21 protein-coding genes are annotated in these 20,144 nt (G+C 40.4%); 9 read left to right on the forward strand and 12 right to left on the reverse strand.

The genetic code is table 11. From position 1 onward, the window contains the following. Nucleotides 1-5: 5 nt before the first annotated feature. From gpmI to lptF, 3 genes are all read right to left on the reverse strand, one after another. Nucleotides 6-1,553: a 2,3-bisphosphoglycerate-independent phosphoglycerate mutase gene (gpmI, locus tag H7R46_RS17440; protein WP_005065710.1), complete on the reverse strand. Its 1,548-nt coding sequence runs from the start codon at nt 1,551-1,553 to the stop codon at nt 6-8. Between the two features lie 126 nt (nt 1,554-1,679). Next, nucleotides 1,680-2,750 carry an LPS export ABC transporter permease LptG gene (gene lptG, locus H7R46_RS17445; protein ID WP_002121203.1) on the reverse strand — a complete coding sequence of 357 codons (1,071 nt, stop codon included), beginning with the start codon at nt 2,748-2,750 and terminating at the stop codon, nt 1,680-1,682. Then, on the reverse strand, nt 2,750-3,850 hold the full coding sequence (gene lptF, locus H7R46_RS17450) for an LPS export ABC transporter permease LptF (protein WP_002121169.1): 1,101 nt from the start codon (nt 3,848-3,850) through the stop codon (nt 2,750-2,752). The genes lptG and lptF overlap by 1 nt, the downstream gene beginning before the upstream one ends. Before the next feature lie 143 nt (nt 3,851-3,993). On the opposite strand from lptF, the gene H7R46_RS17455 reads away from it, so the two are divergent. The 4 genes from H7R46_RS17455 (at nt 3,994) to H7R46_RS17470 (ending at nt 6,869) form a co-directional block, all read left to right on the forward strand. Further along, nucleotides 3,994-5,442 carry a leucyl aminopeptidase gene (locus H7R46_RS17455; protein WP_005079478.1) on the forward strand — a complete coding sequence of 483 codons (1,449 nt, stop codon included), beginning with the start codon at nt 3,994-3,996 and terminating at the stop codon, nt 5,440-5,442. Beyond that, complete coding sequence (locus H7R46_RS17460; protein ID WP_002121193.1) at nt 5,435-5,842, forward strand: DNA polymerase III subunit chi; 408 nt, start codon at nt 5,435-5,437, stop codon at nt 5,840-5,842. The genes H7R46_RS17455 and H7R46_RS17460 overlap by 8 nt, the downstream gene beginning before the upstream one ends. A 38-nt stretch (nt 5,843-5,880) precedes the next feature. After that, nucleotides 5,881-6,519, forward strand: coding sequence for a hypothetical protein (locus H7R46_RS17465; protein WP_005804042.1), 639 nt, complete (start codon nt 5,881-5,883; stop codon nt 6,517-6,519). 131 nt (nt 6,520-6,650) lie between these two features. After that, on the forward strand, nt 6,651-6,869 hold the full coding sequence (locus tag H7R46_RS17470; protein ID WP_005804040.1) for a hypothetical protein: 219 nt from the start codon (nt 6,651-6,653) through the stop codon (nt 6,867-6,869). A 60-nt stretch (nt 6,870-6,929) separates the two neighbouring features. Here H7R46_RS17470 and H7R46_RS17475 read toward each other — a convergent pair whose 3' ends face one another. The 6 genes from H7R46_RS17475 to glnK all read right to left on the reverse strand — a co-directional run bounded on the left by H7R46_RS17475 (nt 6,930) and on the right by glnK (nt 12,395). Beyond that, on the reverse strand, nt 6,930-7,589 hold the full coding sequence (locus H7R46_RS17475) for a riboflavin synthase (RefSeq protein ID WP_032012532.1): 660 nt from the start codon (nt 7,587-7,589) through the stop codon (nt 6,930-6,932). A gap of 43 nt (nt 7,590-7,632) precedes the next feature. Then, entirely contained in the window at nt 7,633-8,925 is a 1,293-nt protein-coding gene (locus tag H7R46_RS17480; protein ID WP_002121221.1) for a DNA adenine methylase, read from the reverse strand. Continuing rightward, nucleotides 8,922-10,007 (reverse strand): bifunctional diaminohydroxyphosphoribosylaminopyrimidine deaminase/5-amino-6-(5-phosphoribosylamino)uracil reductase RibD, encoded by a 1,086-nt coding sequence (ribD, locus tag H7R46_RS17485; protein WP_032012529.1) that lies wholly within the window; start codon nt 10,005-10,007, stop codon nt 8,922-8,924. Before ribD ends, H7R46_RS17480 begins: the two co-directional genes overlap by 4 nt. A 15-nt stretch (nt 10,008-10,022) precedes the next feature. Further along, entirely contained in the window at nt 10,023-10,481 is a 459-nt protein-coding gene (gene nrdR / locus H7R46_RS17490) for a transcriptional regulator NrdR (RefSeq protein ID WP_000543541.1), read from the reverse strand. Nucleotides 10,482-10,604: 123 nt separating this feature from the next. Beyond that, complete coding sequence (locus H7R46_RS17495) at nt 10,605-11,999, reverse strand: ammonium transporter (RefSeq protein WP_032012527.1); 1,395 nt, start codon at nt 11,997-11,999, stop codon at nt 10,605-10,607. 57 nt (nt 12,000-12,056) lie between these two features. After that, nucleotides 12,057-12,395, reverse strand: coding sequence for a P-II family nitrogen regulator (gene glnK / locus H7R46_RS17500; RefSeq protein WP_000780326.1), 339 nt, complete (start codon nt 12,393-12,395; stop codon nt 12,057-12,059). Between the two features lie 278 nt (nt 12,396-12,673). On the opposite strand from glnK, the gene H7R46_RS17505 reads away from it, so the two are divergent. From H7R46_RS17505 to H7R46_RS17515, 3 genes are all read left to right on the forward strand, one after another. Further along, complete coding sequence (locus tag H7R46_RS17505; protein ID WP_002121136.1) at nt 12,674-12,901, forward strand: accessory factor UbiK family protein; 228 nt, start codon at nt 12,674-12,676, stop codon at nt 12,899-12,901. A 65-nt stretch (nt 12,902-12,966) separates the two neighbouring features. After that, the gene (locus H7R46_RS17510; RefSeq protein WP_032037737.1) at nt 12,967-14,454 is read left to right on the forward strand and encodes a YifB family Mg chelatase-like AAA ATPase; all 1,488 of its coding nucleotides are present in this window, start codon (nt 12,967-12,969) and stop codon (nt 14,452-14,454) included. A 103-nt stretch (nt 14,455-14,557) separates the two neighbouring features. Beyond that, complete coding sequence (locus H7R46_RS17515; protein ID WP_032012525.1) at nt 14,558-15,103, forward strand: NADPH-dependent FMN reductase; 546 nt, start codon at nt 14,558-14,560, stop codon at nt 15,101-15,103. A gap of 24 nt (nt 15,104-15,127) precedes the next feature. Here the strand turns inward: H7R46_RS17515 and H7R46_RS17520 are convergent, their stop codons facing one another. Further along, entirely contained in the window at nt 15,128-16,561 is a 1,434-nt protein-coding gene (locus H7R46_RS17520) for a PLP-dependent aminotransferase family protein (protein WP_086260983.1), read from the reverse strand. Nucleotides 16,562-16,672: 111 nt separating this feature from the next. Between H7R46_RS17520 and H7R46_RS17525 the strand changes: the two genes are divergently transcribed. Beyond that, nucleotides 16,673-17,449 (forward strand): aldolase, encoded by a 777-nt coding sequence (locus H7R46_RS17525; RefSeq protein ID WP_086260984.1) that lies wholly within the window; start codon nt 16,673-16,675, stop codon nt 17,447-17,449. A gap of 15 nt (nt 17,450-17,464) precedes the next feature. After that, the gene (locus tag H7R46_RS17530) at nt 17,465-18,343 is read left to right on the forward strand and encodes a dihydrodipicolinate synthase family protein (RefSeq protein WP_002121240.1); all 879 of its coding nucleotides are present in this window, start codon (nt 17,465-17,467) and stop codon (nt 18,341-18,343) included. Nucleotides 18,344-18,384: 41 nt separating this feature from the next. On the opposite strand, the gene H7R46_RS17535 is transcribed toward H7R46_RS17530, so the two are convergent. Together H7R46_RS17535 and H7R46_RS17540 are read right to left on the reverse strand one after the other, a co-directional pair. Next, complete coding sequence (locus H7R46_RS17535) at nt 18,385-19,197, reverse strand: TorF family putative porin (protein WP_002121202.1); 813 nt, start codon at nt 19,195-19,197, stop codon at nt 18,385-18,387. A gap of 38 nt (nt 19,198-19,235) precedes the next feature. Beyond that, complete coding sequence (locus tag H7R46_RS17540; protein ID WP_002121272.1) at nt 19,236-19,424, reverse strand: hypothetical protein; 189 nt, start codon at nt 19,422-19,424, stop codon at nt 19,236-19,238. Nucleotides 19,425-20,144: the final 720 nt, after the last annotated feature.

The raw sequence follows: 20,144 nt of genomic DNA on the forward strand, positions 1-20,144 counted from the left end.
TTAACTTATGCAGATAGTGTAATCAGATTACGTCCTTGCATTTCGGCAGGAACAGGAATCTTCATTAAATTGAGAATTGTCGGTGCTACGTCTGCAAGCACACCACCTTCTGCAATTGTGGCTTGTGTTGGACCAACATAGATAAACGGCACAAGCTCGGTTGTATGTTGAGTATGCACTTGCCCACTTTCGTAGTCTTGCATTTGTTCAACGTTACCATGGTCAGCAGTAATGAGCATATGGCCTTTTTTCGCCATAACTGCTTCATAGACACGACCTAAACAAGTATCAACCGCTTCAACTGCTTTAACCGCAGCATCAAATACACCTGTATGACCGACCATATCACCATTTGCATAGTTCACAACCAATAAGTCGTATTCACCTGAATTAATTGCCTTAACCAACTCATCAGTGACTTCATAAGCACTCATTTCAGGCTTAAGGTCATATGTCGCCACGTTTGGAGACGGAATTAAAATACGTTTTTCACCCGGATATTCATCTTCACGGCCACCACTAAAGAAGAATGTCACATGCGCATACTTTTCAGTTTCAGCAATACGTAACTGGGTTTTACCTAAAGAAGATAAATACTCACCCAATGAATTTTTAAGGGCTTCTGGCATATATGCAACTGGTGCATCAATGCTTGCCTGATAACGCGTTAACATCACAAATTTAGAAAGATTTGGTACAACTTTGCGTTCAAAACCAGCAAAGTCTTTCTCTACAAATGCGCGAGTAATTTCACGAGCTCGGTCAGCACGGAAATTCATAAATACAACGCTATCACCATCTTGAACTTTAGCAATATCACCAATACGAGTCGCTTTTACAAACTCATCATTTTCGTTGGCTGCATAAGCTAGCTCTAACCCTTCAACCGCTGTTTGCGCAGTACGAAGTGCTTCACCTTCGGTCAACAAGCGATAAGCTTGCTCAACGCGATCCCAACGGTTGTCACGGTCCATTGCAAAGTAGCGACCAATCATGGTTGCGATACGGCCTTGGCCCGGATATTGAGCAAATAATGCATCTAATTTTTCTAAAGATGGTTGAGCACTGCGTGGAGGTGTATCACGACCATCAAGGAAAGCGTGTAAATAAACTTTTGCACCGCGTTTTAATGCAAGCTCACACATCGCCACAATATGATCTTCATGTGAATGGACGCCACCTTCTGAAAGTAGTCCCATAATATGAACAGCACCGCCAGCAGCTTTGGCTTTTTCAACAGCGTCGATCAACACTTCATGTTTGAAAAAGTCACCAGTACGGATATCTTTAGTAATACGGGTAAAGTCTTGATATAACACACGGCCAGCGCCAAGATTCATATGGCCAACTTCAGAGTTCCCCATTTGCCCATCAGGCAATCCAACATCTTCACCTGAACCAGAAATTAGACTATTCGGATGCTTGGCTTTCATTGCCGCCAAATTTGGTGTTTTTGCTGCAAGAAAAGCATTATCTTCAATCGCTTCACGGTGTCCAACACCATCCATAATGACCAGAACGTGAGGGATCTTGCCAGCAGTTGCATCCGTCATAATCAATTTCTCTTTTGTCTACAATTTCGTCACAATATCTTACCGAATTTTCGGTCAAGACTCTATTTATTCCTATGGCTTTCACCAATATCCGCGATTGATGAAAACCATAAATATCACTTATTTCTAGCGAGCGCGGTAAAGCAAATAACTTCCGGCACCAAACATTAGCAAGATAGGTACAAGTACGAACCATGCTGGAGATGGGGAATAAACCAAGCTCGCATAGCCCAAGAAATCTTGCAAATAATAGAAACTCAAACCAATAAACAATGCGATCACCAAACGGAAACCCATCGATTGTTGGCGTAATGGTCCAAAAATAAAAGAACACGCCACGAGAACTAATGCAATGAGTGAAAACGGCGAAGCAACTTTTTGCCAGAAAGCCAATTGGTACGTCTTTGGTACCTGACTATATTCATCCATATAACGCATAAAGCTAATCAGTTGACTTGGTGATAAATCTTCAGGATCTAAAGTCACCATGTGCACATATTTAGGCTGTAATGCTAAAGCAAGCGATTGTTCTTCATGGTCAGTTTTGATGGCATTGCCTGCCGCCAAAATGTCCATTTGTTCAGCTTTTTTCAAAGCCCATTGACCATTTTTAATAAACTGTCCTTGCTGAGCATTAATTAATGATTGCAAGTAATAGTTCTGGTCAAAGTCGACCACTTGAATGTCTCTTAAATTGCCTTGAGAGTTAGCATAGTCGATATAGATAAATCGCTGCCCTTCACGTGACCAATAACCTTTAACTTCACCTAAAGCAGCTACTGAACGATGGCTTTTAACACTTTGTGCTTTTTCATTCGTGTAAGGGATAACCCATTCACTTAAAGCAAACGACAAAATAATAAGCAGTAAAGCTGAGCGCATAACCCAACCGACAATACGCCATAAGCTAACACCCACTGAACGCATAACAATGAGTTCACTACTCGTTGCCAATGAGCCCAGTCCAATCACAGCACCAATCAAGGCAGAGATAGGTAAAATTTCATAGAGATAGCGAGGAGCTCCCCACAAGACATAGACGAGAGCTTGCCATGCGTTATAGTCTGGTTTGAGCTCACCCAACTCGCCAAGATATGTAAATAAGACCTGAAGAATGGACAAAACAACTGTGGTGCCAAACATCGCAAGCGCAGTGGTTTTCGTCACATATTTGGCGACTATTCGACGTGCTAACATTATAATTTCACTCGCTTGATCTGTTTCTTGATTTTTGGTCCCAACTTCTGCTTACGTGAGAATAAAGCGGCAGCAACGCCATACACAACCAACACGGCAGGATAAGCCCAAATATCGAGTTCTTCTTTACTAATACGAGTCTTGATTGCAATCATTAATACGATCAGACTGGAAAAAATAAAAATCGCCGGAATAAGACGGTAATAACGGCCTTGTCGTGGGCTCACCTCAGACAATGCCACTGATAGCATTAACGCAATAACAATGGTGAATGGCCCAAATAAGCGCCATCCCAACTCACTTCTAATAACTGGATCATTTGTTTTTGAAAAGAGTTTTGTTGTCGATAGTGCTTCTACATCGCCACTCTCAAACTTAACATCTTTGTCATTTTCTAAACGCAGACGATAAGATTGAAACTCTGCTTGTGTATATTTTGGTTGTCCCGGGAATATTTCATAACGACGACCTTGTACCAGATCAACGACATTGGCGGTGTCATTTGCAACTTCTACACGAGTCGCTTCTTTTGCCAAAATCATAACATCTGGCTTATCTTCTTTAGCAGCGCGCTGATAAAAGAAAATATCCTTCAAATTCTTTCGGTCTTCTGACAATGACCCCGCATAGATCGTATATGGCCCAGAAGAAATAAACTCTCTTGGTCGAACCAAATCGAAACCTGTCCGAACAGCTTGTGTTGTTGTCAGTTTTTCAAACTCACGTAGTCCCCACGGCGTCATCCAGAGCATAAGCACAGACTGAAAAACCATATAAACAAGCGTCATTGGAATGAGTAATCGTGCTAATTGATGACGGCTTACACCACTACCATTTAATACAGCCATTTCATGGTCAACATATAAACGACCAAACACCAACATTAAACCAATGAAAAAACCCAATGGTAAAATGAGTGTTAGAAATTCAGGTAAACGATATCCAATGATGCTAAATAAGATACTGGCATCTAAACGCCCCTGCGCCGCCACACCAAAGTATTTGATCAGACGACCACCCATCATGATTAAGGTCAGTAAAGAAATGACCACCAATGAGGTAGAGACAACTTGCTTGACGAGATAACGCCGAATAATCAAAGTAATACTTCCAAAAGGCTAATCGGGACGTGTGCTAGTTTACCCGAATGTTAAAAATATAAAACCGCACATTGCAACGCTATGCTTGAAAGTGTTTCAATGTTTTAATCCAACATAACTTTCTATAGGCAATCACGGCAGCCATGAAATTTACAACTTATACAACTTTTCCCGAACAGACATCTAATGAATCTTTGTGGGTTTTAGTTGATTCAGAACAGCTACAAAGCAACATCAACACATATCAAATCAATAACCTAGAAAGCGTTCTTACTGCCACCCAATTCAAAGGCAACTTCAATGAAACTCTGCCTTTATTCGGTCAGATTTCAAATCAACCTCATAGCCAATTACTTGGCCTAGGAAAAACAGCCGAACTTCAGGCGGTTAAGCTCGCTAAACTTGCCCAAACCATTATCAAATCGACACAAAATAAATTTAAGCATATCGCGATTGATATTGCTGCGTTACCTGTCGAATACCATTATTTATTCGCTTTAAGCTTAACTCAAGCAGCTTATGGTTATGATGAGTTTAAATCGAAAAAAAATGAATTTGTGTTACAACAGGTTGATTTAATTAGTTCAACGACTAGCCTCGATGAAAAACAACTGGCTTTAGTGCATGCTGTACAGTCTGGTCAGTCGTATGCACGTGACCTTGGAAACCGTCCAGGTAACATTTGCTTCCCTGAATATTTGGCAGAACAAGCATTAGCTTTAGCTGCAGAATTCCCTGACTTACTCAAAGTAACTGTCTTAAATGAACAGCAAATGGCTGATTTAGGTATGTATGCTTTTCTTGCAGTCAGCAAAGGATCTGAACGTCCGGGTCGTATCGTAACACTCGAATACCAAGCTGGAATCGATCAAGCGCCTGTTGTGCTTGTTGGTAAAGGCGTTACTTTTGATACAGGCGGTATTTCTTTAAAACCAGGCCTAGGCATGGATGAAATGAAGTTCGATATGTGCGGTGCAGCCTCTGTACTAGGTACTATTCGCGCGCTATGCGAGGCAAGACTTCCTATTCATGTCGTTGGAGCAATTGCAGCTGCGGAAAACATGCCTTCAGGTAAAGCAACTCGCCCAGGTGATATTGTGACAACCATGAGCGGACAAACTGTTGAAATTTTAAATACCGATGCTGAAGGTCGTTTGGTACTGTGCGACACATTGACCTATATCAAACGCTTCAACCCAGCAGTCGTGGTTGATATCGCAACATTAACTGGTGCATGTGTAGTCGCTTTAGGTAAAGTACTGAGTGGTTTGTTCTCACCAGATGATGCTTTAGCAGCTGAACTTCAACAAGCGGGTGAGCAATCATTTGACCGTGTATGGCGTATGCCAGTGATTGAGGATTATCAAGAATTACTTGATTCACCATTTGCTGATATTGCAAACATCGGCGGTCCATACGGCGGTGCGATTACGGCAGCATGTTTCCTTGAGCGCTTTACACGTGAGTACCGTTGGGCTCATTTAGATGTAGCAGGAACAGCGTGGTTATCTGGTCCAGCTAAAGGTGCAACAGGTCGTCCAGTACCATTACTCATGCAATTTTTAGCGAATCGTGTAAATACGAATGGCTAAAGTTAGTTTTTATCTGTTTGAAACCAGTGAAGAACGGCAAGTCGATAGTGCTTGCCGTTTATGCCGAAAGATTTTACAGAAGCATCCTAAAATCTGGTGGTATTGCCCAGATGTGCAGCTACAACAAACTCTTGATGAAAGATTATGGGATTTCGACCCTGCAAGTTTCATTGCGCATGGCATTGACCAAGCTGAAGCTGCTGTATGTATTTCGGCTAAACAACCGCTTGAACAAGGCTTGTTAGTATTTAATTTTAACAATCATGCACTTGAACAAGTTGATCATTTTAGCCACATTATAGAAATTGTTGAAAATAATGAAACAGCCAAGCAAATTGGCCGAGAAAAATTTAAAATGTATCGCCGTTTGGGTATAGAACCGCGGACCTTTAAATTATAACGCGCTAAAATGTAAATACTGTTGAACAAAGGAGAAGCATGGTGGCATTAAATGTCGGGCAAGATTTTAAAAAAAGATGGTTAAATGCGCCTGAAGCTGTCCGTCATGCCTATCAACAAGATCTGGCACGTATTTGCGACCTATTAGAACCACAAACCCCTATTCAGCTTTGGGTTTTAAATGATGAAAAAGCGCAGTTAGAATCACAGCAAAAAATTGAACAAGCTTACGCGGACCTTAAGGCAGAGCTTATTGAGCAAGCACGTATCCGTCGTCAACTCGCTTTAGAAAAAGCACTTGCTGATAAACGTGCATCAGAAGCTGCTTATGCTGCGGAGTTGCAAGCAGACGAAATTCGCAAGTTTAATGAACAAACTGAAACATTACAGACATTACGTAGTCATTTAGAACAAGAAGTTGCAGAACAAACCGCACGTTATCAGAAAAACCCTGAAACCCCAGCCGTCAATTACTCTGCTGGCGTAAAACTTAGTATCACCGATGATCAAATCTTATCTGAGCTTGAAAGTTTACGCATTCGTTTAGAACTTGAAGCTGAAAACTTAATTGAAGAGTCTATAACGGCTTTCCGAGCCAAACTACATTCGGCAGCTCAAGAAGAAATTGAATATATTTTAAAGAACTCTAAGTTTTCTGATGAAAAAATAGAGAAGTAATGTTGTAAAACTTCTTCTGTCATAAAACTGACACCTATATGTCACAAAATAGACATAAATATTATTCTTGTAGATCAATTGATTATGAGAATAGAAAGTAGCGTTTTTAAGATAATTAATGAGGGTAAGAAATGGACATTCCGCATCAGATTTCAAAGCAACTTGAGCAGCTTAATCAGGGTGAGCAATGGACATTTTCAGCACAAGAACTTTATATGAGTCATAACGACTTTAATTCGCTTTCAATCTTGCTGACACGAGCGTCGGAAAAAGGTGAGTTTTCAATTACAAGCACTCAGCATACTAAACCATGGGTTGGCACACATTCGGTTACACTCACCAAGCATTAATTTTTAAAAATAAAAAAACCGGAACATATGTCCGGTTTTTTTATTTTGATGATCTGGCTTTTATTTTAAAAAACCATTTTCAGCTAAAAAAGCCATACTAATATTTGACTCAGTTTTTTGTTCAGTTGCTTTATCACCTAGCAATAAACGTTCGATATAACGCGCCAACACGTCGACTTCAAGGTTGACCTTACTGCCTACTTGCCATGTTCCAATATTGGTACGTTCTGCGGTATGCGGAATCAAATTCAAGCTTAAAATATTTCCACGTAAGTGGTTAATCGTTAAGCTAATTCCGTCAACGGTTACAGAACCTTTTTCCGCCAAATACTTAGCAAGTTCTGTCGGTGCTGTAACTTCATAATAGATTGAACGAGCATCTTCACGCACTACGGTAATTTCACCTACGCCATCAACGTGACCACTTACAATGTGCCCGCCAAAGCGCGTTGTCGGTAACATTGCCTTTTCAACATTGACACGTTGCCCCACTTTCCAGTTACCCAATGTTGTTCGATTTAAACTTTCACGAGAAACATCTGCCGCGTACCAGTTATCGCCCCATTCAATCACTGTAAGACAAATACCATTGGTTGCAATCGAATCACCCAAATGTACATCAGACATATCCAGATCTGTCTGAATACGTAGACGTACATCACCACCTACACTTTGCAGGCTTTCAACTTTACCTAAACTTTCAATGATGCCTGTAAACATGGCTCAATCTCCAAATCTTTTTACACTGCTTAAATTGCAGCGCTTACCAAAGTGCGAGCTGTGTACTATTGCCTGAGGTATCTACACCACCTAGCTCGGCGAAGTGGTAAAGCTGGCCTAATAACTGACGTAATGGTGGTCCTGACTTAGCATGAGTATCAGTAATCACAATAAACTCAAGCACCCGTGCACGTTCAGACTGTCGTTGTTTACTCACTCGATAACGCGGAACATCTTGTGTTAACAAGGTCACTTTGCCTCGTTCCAGATTGGCCATAAGTAAATCTTTCGGCTCGATATTACCATCAGTTGAATAGCTGGTCAGAATATAGCGTGCATTGATCGTTGAAAGTAATTTCTCATACGCATCTTTTGCATGTTTAGAAGAGTTATATGGACTTGGGCGTTCTTTACGCCATGCTCTATCAATACCACTCTTATAACCTTTGGTATCCGGTGAAGGTAAATCCACCTGATCCCATAAAGTTAATGCATTTAAAACATGGTAATTACTACTATATGCGTGCTGGTTATATGGTGGATCGAGATAGGCAACATCAACCTCAAAACCACTCATTTGATTTGCTAGATGTTGTGAATCTACACACCACATTTCAGCAGCCGGACGTTTGCGATCACCAATCTCACAAAAACGGCTCGGTGTTAACCAAAGTAATGATTCAATTCGTTCTAACGCAGTTTGAGTACGTCCGCCCCACCCTTGGTGGAAGCTTTTAAATACACCACTCGTGTTACTGACAAAACTAGCTGAATAGAGCAATGGCGCAAGCAAAGCACTCATCTCTACATCATTAATTGCACCTTGTGCTTGCCATGTTGCAATCTGCTGACGAATTGCATCGATACGCATACCGTTACGGCGTTTAAAGAATAAACGGTCACGGGTTGGATCGTATACATCATCGTTACGTGGACAAAGGTTATGCGTTACCCAACCTTTAACTTCAGGTAAGCGATTTAAATAATCGATTGCCTTTTGATAGCCACCTAATTCTTTAAAAGCAGGCGCATCTACACAGGCTAAAATCGCATGATTTAAAGCATGACTATAAGGTTCCCAGTCGTTTGCAATGACTCGGTAACCATTTTGACGTGCTAAACGAGATACAACGCCACTGCCGGCAAAGAAATCGGCAAAAATCGGTGGATTCTTTTTCTTGCTATTCAGTGTCCCTGTAATTTCAAGGGCTTCTAAAATTAGATGGAGCAATCGGCGCTTGTTACCCAAGTACGGCACAAGCTGATGGAAAAGATATTCGTCTGTCGTACGGGCTGCATGACGACGTTTGTGATAAACCGAAGGCTCTGAATTCATACTTTCTCTTGCGTAGGGATTAACCTTAAGCGTATATCTTGATCAATTTTTGTCACATCAAGAAGTGTAAAACGAAGTTGCTCTGCCATATATTCAAACTCTGCATTGAACATGGCCCTTGCACTTTTCCCCAATAAGGTCGGGGCAATATAACTGATCAATTCGTCCACCAAACCTTCTTGCAAAAAAGCAGTAGACAATGTTGCGCCAGCTTCAACCAACACATCATAAATTTGATGTTGCTTAGATAGGGTCTGTAACAGCATTTTTAAAGGCTGAATTTCTAATTGTATCACGCCTAAATCAGCAAGTTCTTGACGATACGGCCCCATTACCATCACAGTTTCAGGATTCTCTAAGATCTTAGCGTTAAGTGGTAAACGTCCTTGGCGGTCTAAAACGACACGTTTTGGCTGAGCAACCATCTCGATATCAAAATTATTGAGTGAACGCACGTTAAGCTGACAATCATCTGCAATCACAGTTTCAATACCTGTAATCACTGCTCCAGAAATGGCACGCCAATGTTGTACATCTTGGCGTGCAGCCGAACCAGTAATCCACTTCGACTCACCTGATGCCATTGCAGTACGTCCATCTAAACTTGAGGCTACCTTTAAACGTACATAAGGCATGCCTGTAGACATTGCCTTTAAAAAACCTTGATTAAGTTTTGATGCTAAATCTTCACAAATGCCAACTTCTACTTCAATTCCGGCATTTTCCAAAATCTGAACACCCTTACCTGCCACCAATGGATTTGGATCAGGACAAGCGACCACTACTTTTTTAACTTGAGCTTTTACCAATGCTTCGGCACAAGGAGGGGTTCTGCCATAATGTGCACATGGTTCAAGCGTAACGTAAGCTGTTGCACCTTGTGCATGTTCACCCGCTTCGCGTAAGGCAAAAACCTCTGCGTGTGGCTGACCCGCTTTAGGATGAAAACCTTGTCCAATTAACTGATCATCTTTGACAATCACACAACCAACATTTGGATTAGGCTTGGTCGAATATAGTCCTCGTTTGGCCAGTTCAATAGCTTGCTGCATCCAATACTGATCTTGTTTCAACTCAGACATAAAAATCTCAAATGATTAGTGTTCACGTTGCTGCATTTGCTCTATTTGACGGCGAAATGCTTCAACATCCTGAAAATCTTGATAGACAGAAGCAAATCGGACGTAAGCTACATGGTCAAGTGCAAATAAAGATTGCATGACGATTTCGCCAATTGTTCTAGATTTCACATCACGCTCACCTAAACGGCGAATCTGCAACTGAATATCACTTAAAACTGTTTCGATCTGCTCTTGTGTGACCGGACGTTTTTGCAAAGCATGCATTAACGAACGACGTAATTTGGCCTCATCGAAAGGTTCATTTTTTCCATTCGATTTGATCACACGGGGCATTACCACTTCATAGCTTTCAAAAGTGGTAAAACGTTCACCGCAACTTACACACTCACGACGTCGACGAATCTGACAGCCTTCGGCGGCTAAACGTGAATCGATGACTTTACTATCTGCGGCGTTGCAAAATGGACAATGCATAGCGGATTTATAGGGTCGATTACTTTGACCTAGTGTAGCAAAATTTCTACACTTACAGAACCAGCATTCTTCAAGACAAAAAAACAGTCCGAAGACTGTTTTTTGATTGGAATATATTACGAATTATTCGATACGTTCGCCATGTTGGCTTAAATCCAGACCCATGCGTTCATCATCAGCATTAACACGGATACCAATCACAAGATCAATCACTTTAAGAATAACGAAAGTCGCGATACCGCTGTAAACCATGGTTGCCAATACGCCTTCAACTTGTACCCATAATTGGCCAGCGAATGTTGGAGCTAATGCAACGTTGGCTGCTTTAATAATTTCGTCACTGTAGAATACGCCAGTTAAAATCGCGCCGACAATACCACCTACCGCATGCAAACCAAACGCATCCAAAGCATCATCGGCTTTAAGTAAGCGTTTAAGTGCTGTAATACCCCAGAAGCACACTACGCCACCAATAAGGCCCATCACTAAAGCACCGCCTACCCCAACAAAACCTGCTGCTGGTGTAATCACAACTAAGCCAGCTACCGCACCAGAAGCACCGCCTAATACAGATGCTTTACCACGGATCATACGTTCAACAACTAACCAAGAGAATGCAGCAGCGGCAGCGGCAACTTGAGTCACTAAAATTGCCATACTTGCACGAGCACCAGCGCCTAGAGCACTACCACCGTTAAAGCCGAACCAACCCACCCAAAGTAAGCTTGCGCCCACTACAGTTAAAGTCAGGTTATGCGGAGCCATAGATTCGCGGCCAAGGCCAATACGTTTTCCAAGCATGTAAGCAGCAACTAGACCTGCAACACCTGAGTTGATATGTACAACTGTACCACCAGCAAAATCTAATGCGCCTGCTTTAAATAACCAGCCATCTGCAGCCCACACCCAGTGGGTAATTGGTGCGTAAACAACGAGCACCCAAACTGCAATAAACACCATGAAAGCTGAATATTTCATACGGTCTGCAATAGAACCGCTAAGAATCGCCACTGTAATAATGGCAAAAGTCATTTGGAAAATAACAAAGAGACTTTCAGGAATTGTCCCACTTAATGCATCAAACGCTACCCCGTTTAGCATTGCTTTAGACAAATCACCAAAAAATGCACCTGTGCCAGAGAACGCGATTGAATAACCAGCAATCACCCACAGCAAACTTACCAAGATTGCAGCTGAAAGGCTGAACATCATCGTACTGAGTACATTTTTTTTACGTACCATACCGCCATAGAATAATGCCAATCCCGGAATGGTCATTAATAGAACCAATGCGGTTGAAACTAAAATCCAAGAGGTATCACCCGTATCAAGCGTAGGTGTCGGTGCAGGAGCTGCTGGAGTTTCAGCAACTGGTGCTTCTGCAGTAGTTGCAGTAGCTGGAGATGTTGATGCAGCCGCAACTTCCGATGTTGGCGTTGTTACAGCTTCTTCTGCCCAAACGGCAGTACCACCCAAAAGAGCGCCTGATAGACTGAGCGCCATAAGTATTTTTTTCATTCGTGTCCCCCAACCTCATTTGCGAGTTATTTTCTACTCAGCAAGCTTTGTGCCAATTTAGACAGCATCCGGTCCAGTTTCACCCGTACGGATACGGATTACTTGTTCCAGGTTAGTCACAAAAATCTTACCATCGCCGATTTTTCCAGTGCTTGCGACACGTGTAATTGATTCAATTACTGCGTCGACCATTTCATCACTAATCGCAATCTCGATTTTTACTTTAGGTAAGAAATCAACCACATACTCCGCGCCACGGTAGAGTTCAGTATGCCCTTTTTGACGACCAAAACCTTTAACTTCAGTTACGGTAATCCCTTGTACACCAATGTCAGAGAGTGCTTCACGCACGTCATCCAATTTAAACGGTTTTACAATTGCAGTTACAAGCTTCATGTTTGTTTCCTTCGGCTTCTTTTCACCAGTAAGGTTTTATGTTCAATTTTCATGCCAATATTTCAAAGGTTGAGGGAAATGAATCTTTTGCATGAACTTTCTTTATAACCTATTTAGTGAGCAAGATGTAGATGAGCTATCAAAAATAAAATGAATTTTCAGTAGTGTTACATGCTGATTTAATGATCTATTTGCACTAAAAAAATTGAAACCTATATCCAGCGCTTAAGCAGTGTTAAACTGTAAAGCATAAGGTAATACAACACTTTGGATATTTCATGCTAGAAACTTTGCTACAGGCCATTCTGGAACAAATTGATGAGCCTAAAAAAGATTTGGAAAAAAATTTACGTGCATTATTAAATGAAGCGGTCGAAAAGTTGGATCTTGTTTCCAAACAAGAGATCGACCGTCAAAAGACTGCACTTCAATCAGCCAATCAACGTTTAGAAGAGCTACAAAAACAAGTAAGTTTGTTAGAAGAAACTTTAAAGAATAAAAAATAAGCACCAACGTAGCGCATTTATACTTTACAACGATTAAAAATGAAGCACCATAATGGAACAATAAGATGTCTTTTTCTAAAATTTATACACGGGGACTTTTAGGTTTACATGCACCTCTGATTGAAGTTGAGGTACATGTGAGTCAAGGCTTACCTTCTCTTACTATTGTCGGCCTAGCAGAGGCGGCGGTAAGAGAAAGTAAAGACCGAGTTCGCTCAGCCATTATTAATAGTGGATTTCAATTTCCAACAAAACGGCTGACCATTAATCTTGCACCAGCAGATTTGCCCAAAGATGGATCACGTCTAGATTTACCTATTGCTATAGGTATTTTAATTGCTTCTGGCCAGCTCCCAGAAAACTGTGCCGAAGATTTTGAATTAATTGGTGAATTAGCTTTAGATGGCCATGTAAGACCAGTGTCAGGTACTTTAACTTTGGCAATGGCGTGTCAACAGGCCAAGCATAAAATGCTTTTACCTCTCGATAACAGTCAGGATATTAGCCATTTACCAAATCTTGAATGTTATCCAGTGAGCCATTTAAAAGAAGTTTGTGATCATTTCTTGGGCATCAAATCGCTATCTTCGACTGAACCTGCAACGACCTCAAACCAAATGCCTTATAAATTTGATCTGGCAGATGTAAAAGGTCAGCTACGTCCACGTCGCGCACTAGAAATTGCCGCCGCAGGCGGGCACTCGCTGCTCTTTAAAGGACCACCAGGTACAGGTAAGACTTTACTCGCTTCACGCCTTCCTTCAATTTTGCCACCGCTTTCTAATCAGGAAACGCTTGAAGTCGCGAGTATTTATTCTATTTCAAATACACCCCATACCTTTGGTCAGCGTCCATTTCGTGCGCCCCACCATACAGCATCAGCGATTGCACTAGTTGGGGGCGGTTCACATCCTAAACCGGGTGAAATTACCTTATCTCATTTAGGCGTTTTGTTTTTAGATGAACTCCCTGAGTTTGACAGAAAAGTTCTAGAGGTCTTACGTCAGCCGCTTGAGTCAAAAGAAATCATTATTTCACGTGCAGCTCGGCAAATTACTTATCCTGCAAACTTTCAGCTCATTGCAGCGATGAACCCTTGTCCATGTGGTTATGCGTTTAATCAAGACAGCCGTTGCCAATGTTCACCAGAGAGTATTAAGCGATATCAAAACCGTATATCGGGGCCATTACTTGACCGTATCGATTTACATATTGATGTACCGCCTTTAAAAGCTCAGGAACTGCAAGATCCAACGCCTGCTGAAGACTCTACGGCTGTAAGACAGCGTGTGATTTATGCTTATGAACAACAAATGCAAAGACAAGATTGTTTAAATCAAGCACTTTCACCCAAACAACTTGAGCAATATGCTGTACTTGATAGTACTTCTCAACGAATGATTGAAATGGCACAACAACGTTTGAATCTGTCGGCTCGTGCTTATCATCGTGTTTTACGAGTAGCTCGTACCATTGCCGATTTGGCTCAAAGTGAGATGATCCAAAGTCCTCATCTTACAGAAGCGCTCTCTTATCGAGGCAATCATTCTTAAAATAAAAACAGCGGATTATGAGTCCGCTTTTTTAATATTTATAGAAGTTATTAATAAGAGAATTTATTACTCCCTATGTATTAATAGAAGTAAAGAGGATGCTATGAAAATTTTGGCTATCTCAGGTAGTGTAAGAAAAGAATCTACAAATACTGCTCTATTAAGAGCAATGAAGGATATAGCACCGTCCGACATTGAATTGACAGTTTTTGATCATATTAATAATCTGCCTGTCTTTTCTCCAGATAATGAAGGAGAAAAAACGCCTACTGTAGTGGAAGATTTCATCAAATCTGTTTCTGATGCAGATGGCATTATCATCTCAAGTCCAGAATATATCCGTTGTATTCCAGGTGGTCTCAAGAATGCAATTGATTGGATGGTTTCCCGTACCGAAATTATAGATATACCTATTGTCCTGGTTCATGCATCTAGCCGCGGCGACGACATGCTAGTTTCTTTAAGAAGAGTATTGTCGACTGTTAGTAGCAATTTCTTTGAAGATTTATTTTTAAGGATTTCTCTCATCGGCAAATCTCCTGAACAAATTAGCGAGATGCTACAAACCGAAAAATATAAGTCACAAATTACTCCCTTTCTGCTTACCTTTGTCTCAGAGATTCAAAAATGTAGAAATGAATTAGAGTGAACTTTCTTAAAATAAAAGAGCGGATTATGAGTTCACTGTTCTTTTATTAAGAATCTCATTTAGCTTCTCGATTAAAGCAGTGATTTCCTTTTCTGATAAAGCAGCAAAGCCAAAACGAACACAATGGTTAGAAGGCTCCCCCTGTTTAAACTTCTGCTCTGTATCAATGTTGAGTTCTTTTAATTTCATAAGCTGATCTTGAGTAAATGGTTTCTGGAATTTCACCCACAAAGCCATTCCACCTGCGGGTGGCTGTATCTGAACACTCTCTGCAAAAATTCGATTGAACTCAGTTAATGCATGGTCTCGGCGTAGTTGATATATTTTTTTCATTTTACGGATATGTCGCTTGATCTCCCCTCGCTGCATTAAATCTGCTAAAGCAAGTTCCGTAATGTTATTGCCTTGCCGATCAATCAATAGAATATCTTCTGTAATCGATTGAATGATTATTGACGATGCCACGACGTATCCCAAGCGAATACCGGGTGCAAAGACCTTTGATAATGAGCCCACATGAATGACTAACTCAGAATGAGGCAAACTTGCCAAGGGTGGCATAGGCCGACTGTCATAGTGGAATTCGTGGTCATAGTCGTCTTCAATAATATAAAAGCCCATTTTTTTTGAAAGCTCTAAGAGTTGAAGACGACGGCTCATTGGCATCGTTACAGTTGTAGGGTATTGATGATGCGGAGTTGTATAAATGGCAGCTACAGAATGCTCTTGTAAAATCCGTTCTAAATCTTCAATGATAATACCTTGTTCATCTAATTTAACAGAAACCACTTGAAAGCCATTTGACTGAAATGCTTTAAAAGCAGATGGATAATATAATTCTTCAACAACGATAACTCCCTGCCGATTGGGTAATGCTCGAGAGGCAAGAAAAATTCCCATCTGGCTACCACGTACAATACAAATCTCATCTTCAGCAACATTCATAAAACGTTCCATTGACAACATTTGTTGTAAAGCCTGTCTTAGCTCAACCATCCCTCGTGGGTCACCATATCCCATGTACTGGTTTTGCGTAATTTTAATCAGTGCATGGCGGTATGCCCGCGAAAATAGTTCGTAGGGAATAAGCCTCGGATCTGGTACACCATCGTTATGTGGGCGTTGAATCACTTCTTGAGTGATTGGTTTATCATTAACTGTTCGCTCAGATACTGGCTCTATTTGAAGCTGTTTTTCCGGCAAAACATCCGCCACAAATGTGCCTTTTCGGGGACGGGTCACAAGCCATCCTTGTGCCTCTAACTCTTCATAGACTGCTTGTACGGTTTTTCGATTAATTCCTAGTTCTTTTGACAAGCTACGAGACCCAGGCAGCATCGTACCCTGCACTAAACGGCCACATAAAATTTCCTGACTAATCAAGTTAGTCAGTTTTAGAAATACCGTTTTTTCTTCTCTTTCATCGATACGAAAATGTACTTGCCAAGGTCTTAGCATATTCGCCCCATCTGGACCATATAACTTCTAAAAACTGGATGTATTGATTCATCCAGCTATTTTCTATTCTGCCTTCACCTACTTAATTTGGTCAACTGGACTGGAGAAGAGATGAAGACTGCTTCTGTAAACAAACAAGACCTGATGCAACACGCACAGCAAGACATGCAAAAGTGGATTAGCGACTCAGATTTAACTGATCGTCAAAAGCTTGCACTCACTTGCCGTATTTTATTTGACCATGGCCATGATGCTGGTTTAGCAGGCCAAATTACCTGCCGTAGTGAAAATAAAGAGTCCTTTATTACCCAACGTTTTGGTTTAGGTTTTGATGAAATTACTGCCTCAAATTTACTTGAGGTGAATCAAGATTTAGAACCTATCAATCAAGAAGGAATGGCAAACCCAGCCAATCGTTTTCACACATGGATTTATAAAGAACATCCAGAAGTGAACTGCATTATCCATACTCATCCTACCCATGTAGCAGCCCTATCGATGCTACAGGTTCCACTTATGATTTCCCAAATGGACGTTTGTGCACTTTACGAAGACTGCTCATTTGTAGGTCATTGGCCGGGTGTTCCTGCAGGCAACGAAGAAGGTATTTTGATTTCTTCTGCGCTTGGTAAAAACCGTGCTGTTTTGTTGTCTCATCATGGCCAACTGGTTACAGGAAAAACCATTGAAGAAGCCTGCAACTTGGCTCTTTTAATTGAACGAGCAGCTCAACTGCAACTGCTAGCCATGTCTGCCGGACAAATCCAGCCCATCCCCCATGCTTTAGCAACAGAAGCTCATGACTGGGTTTCTACCGATAAACGCAACAAAGTGAACTTTGCCTACTACGCACGTAAAGCTTTGAAAAAACATTCTGGCTGTATTTAAAAAGAGATTTCTACCATGAAACTAAACGGCATTATTGGCTACCCTGTTACCCCATTTTCTGATGACAACACCATTAATCTTCCTGTTTTAAAACAGATGCTGGATTTGCTTATTGAAAACGGTTGCGACGCGATTGCGCCTTTAGGCAGTACAGGCGAAAGCGCTTATCTTGAATGGGATGAATGGTGCTTAGTCGCAAAAACTTCAATTGAAAGTATTAATAAACGCGTGCCTGTCATTATTGGAATTTCAGAACTCACGACTGATCAAGCCATTAAAAAAGCCCAAGTCGCGCAAAGCTATGGTGCAGATGCACTTATGGTGATTCCTATATCTTATTGGAAGCTAACAGACCAAGAGGTTTTTGAATATTATCAAGCAATTGCCAAAGAAACTACTCTACCAATTATGATTTATAACAACCCCGCGACTAGCGGTGTTGATATGTCTCCAGAGTTAATTGTGCGTATGTTTAATAGCATTGCAAATATTACGATGGTGAAAGAAAGTAGCGGTGATATTCAGCGCATGCATAAAATTTATGAGCTATCAAAAGGAGAACTCCCTTTTTATAACGGGTGTAACCCTCTAGCTTTAGAAGCTTTATGTGCGGGAGCAAGCGGTTGGTGTACAGCAGCACCGAACCTGTTAGGTCAGCGACCTCAACAGCTTATTGAACATGTGAAAAATGGTGAATTGGAACACGCCCAAAATTCATTTTATCAGCAACTTCCTCTACTACGCTTTATTGTAAATGGTGGTTTACCTAAAACGATTAAAGCTGGTTTACAACTAAAAGGTGTCTCTGCGGGCTTACCACGCAAGCCATTATCTAAAGCTACGGATATTGAGCTTAACCAGTTAAAACAGCTATTTTCTGAAATAGAAAACTAATAAAAAAGCGGGTTACTCACCCGCTTTTTTAAAACTCAAACTTAGAATGTTTTAGTTAAACTAAACACTAAACCTGTGTCATAAGGTTTTTTCTGAGCATCAGTCATACCAGAAGTACTAATGTCTGTACCAACAACATCTAGCTCAGCAACAATACCTAAAATGTTATAGTTGACGCCAACTTTATAATCGATATAGCTATCGTCTTCACCTGGCCCACCTGCAACTACAAGTAAAGAATCTTTGTTTTTGAGTTTGTTATAACCAACTGAAGCAAGTCCAGTAAATCCTGTATCTGCAATTGGTGCTGAATAACCAACGTTGAAATACCAGAACTCATCAGAGTGGCCCCAGTAATCATCTGAATAGCTTACGCCCACACTAAGTGCATCACCTTTAAACAAAGAGTCTGCAAACGTTAATTTTCCGTAAAATTCGGTGAAGTCGAAGCCAGTATCACCATTGTATGGGTTAGTAAATTTTGAGTCAGAACCAATATAGCCATAATGAATTACACCCACATCATACGTTGGTGCAAGCGTATCAGACAATTTTAATGTATTTGTATAACCTAAAGAGATATCGGTTTCAGTTGAAACGCCAGGTGTATTAAAGTCTACGCTTGACCCCCAAAGCGCAACATAAGCACCTGACTTATGAGAAAAGGTGAACCCACCTTGAATAGCTGGGTTATTTGACGATTGGGTAACACCACGGAAACGGTAGTCTGTGGTCGCTGCCACACTACCTGTTGCCGTGATTCCATAAAAAGATGGAGCATCTTCAGCCATAGCCATAGTTGACCCTGCTGCAAAGATACCAAGAGTTACTGCCTTAAGTGCAAATTTCATCATTTTGATCTCCCCCACAATGAACGCACGATTTATAGGAATTAAACAAATTGTGTTACTTGAGCTTTAGCAATTGCTGTGCCAAGTACGAATTTGCTATCAGTTCTCTTCATTAATTTTGAGATCAAACTCACTTTATTATAAAATTTCTGGGTAATTTTTATAAAAATATATCCATAAAAAACATAGCGATAAAATAAAATTCTTATGCGATAAAAAATACTAAACATACGAAAACCCCTTATCGGAAATTAATGAGCGAGGCGTGAAGTATTCATTTGTTGCACATAAATTTTCTATTTAATCTTAGAGGCGAGATATAAAAAGTATGTAAATTTCTGGAAGACAATGCTTGTAATGATCTGTGATTGCGCATTTCTACTCATTGGATTTGTTTATTTATTACTTGTTTAAAGTAGATGTACTATTTTGGGTCTTTTTTAAGCAATAATATGGATAAAAAGAGTAGTGCACAAAATACAAGCAATTTATTGCACTAAATTTGATCAATCTAAACATATTTTGTTATCCGCCTGTAGTGATCTATTTTTGTACATTCCATTTTTAAAATAACGTTATATAGTAACAATTTAAAGGGTATAAAAATAAAAGTGATGAAAAAAGAAACTTAAAATAAGATTAAAAAGTAAACATATCCAACAAAAAAGAGTAAAAAATGAACACAAGAATCAACTATTTTTTGAACTTTAAATACAAAATAAATGGTAAAAATCCACTAAAAATTAAATTACTTTTTTTATTTTAAACAATAGATTAAGTATAAAAGACGAATTATAAATTTATTAAACAACCCCTACCACATTAATCAAATCCTGCATAGCATATATAAAATAAAATGAACAAAAATATATCTTTTTTACAGATTACTTATACAATTGATGGAAATCCTAGGCCCTGAACAATAACAAGGCACAGGATTTATCGTTTTT

The organism is Acinetobacter sp. BEC1-S18-ESBL-01 (assembly GCF_014169935.1).
In the GTDB taxonomy this organism is placed as follows: Bacteria; Pseudomonadota; Gammaproteobacteria; order Pseudomonadales; family Moraxellaceae; genus Acinetobacter; species Acinetobacter pittii.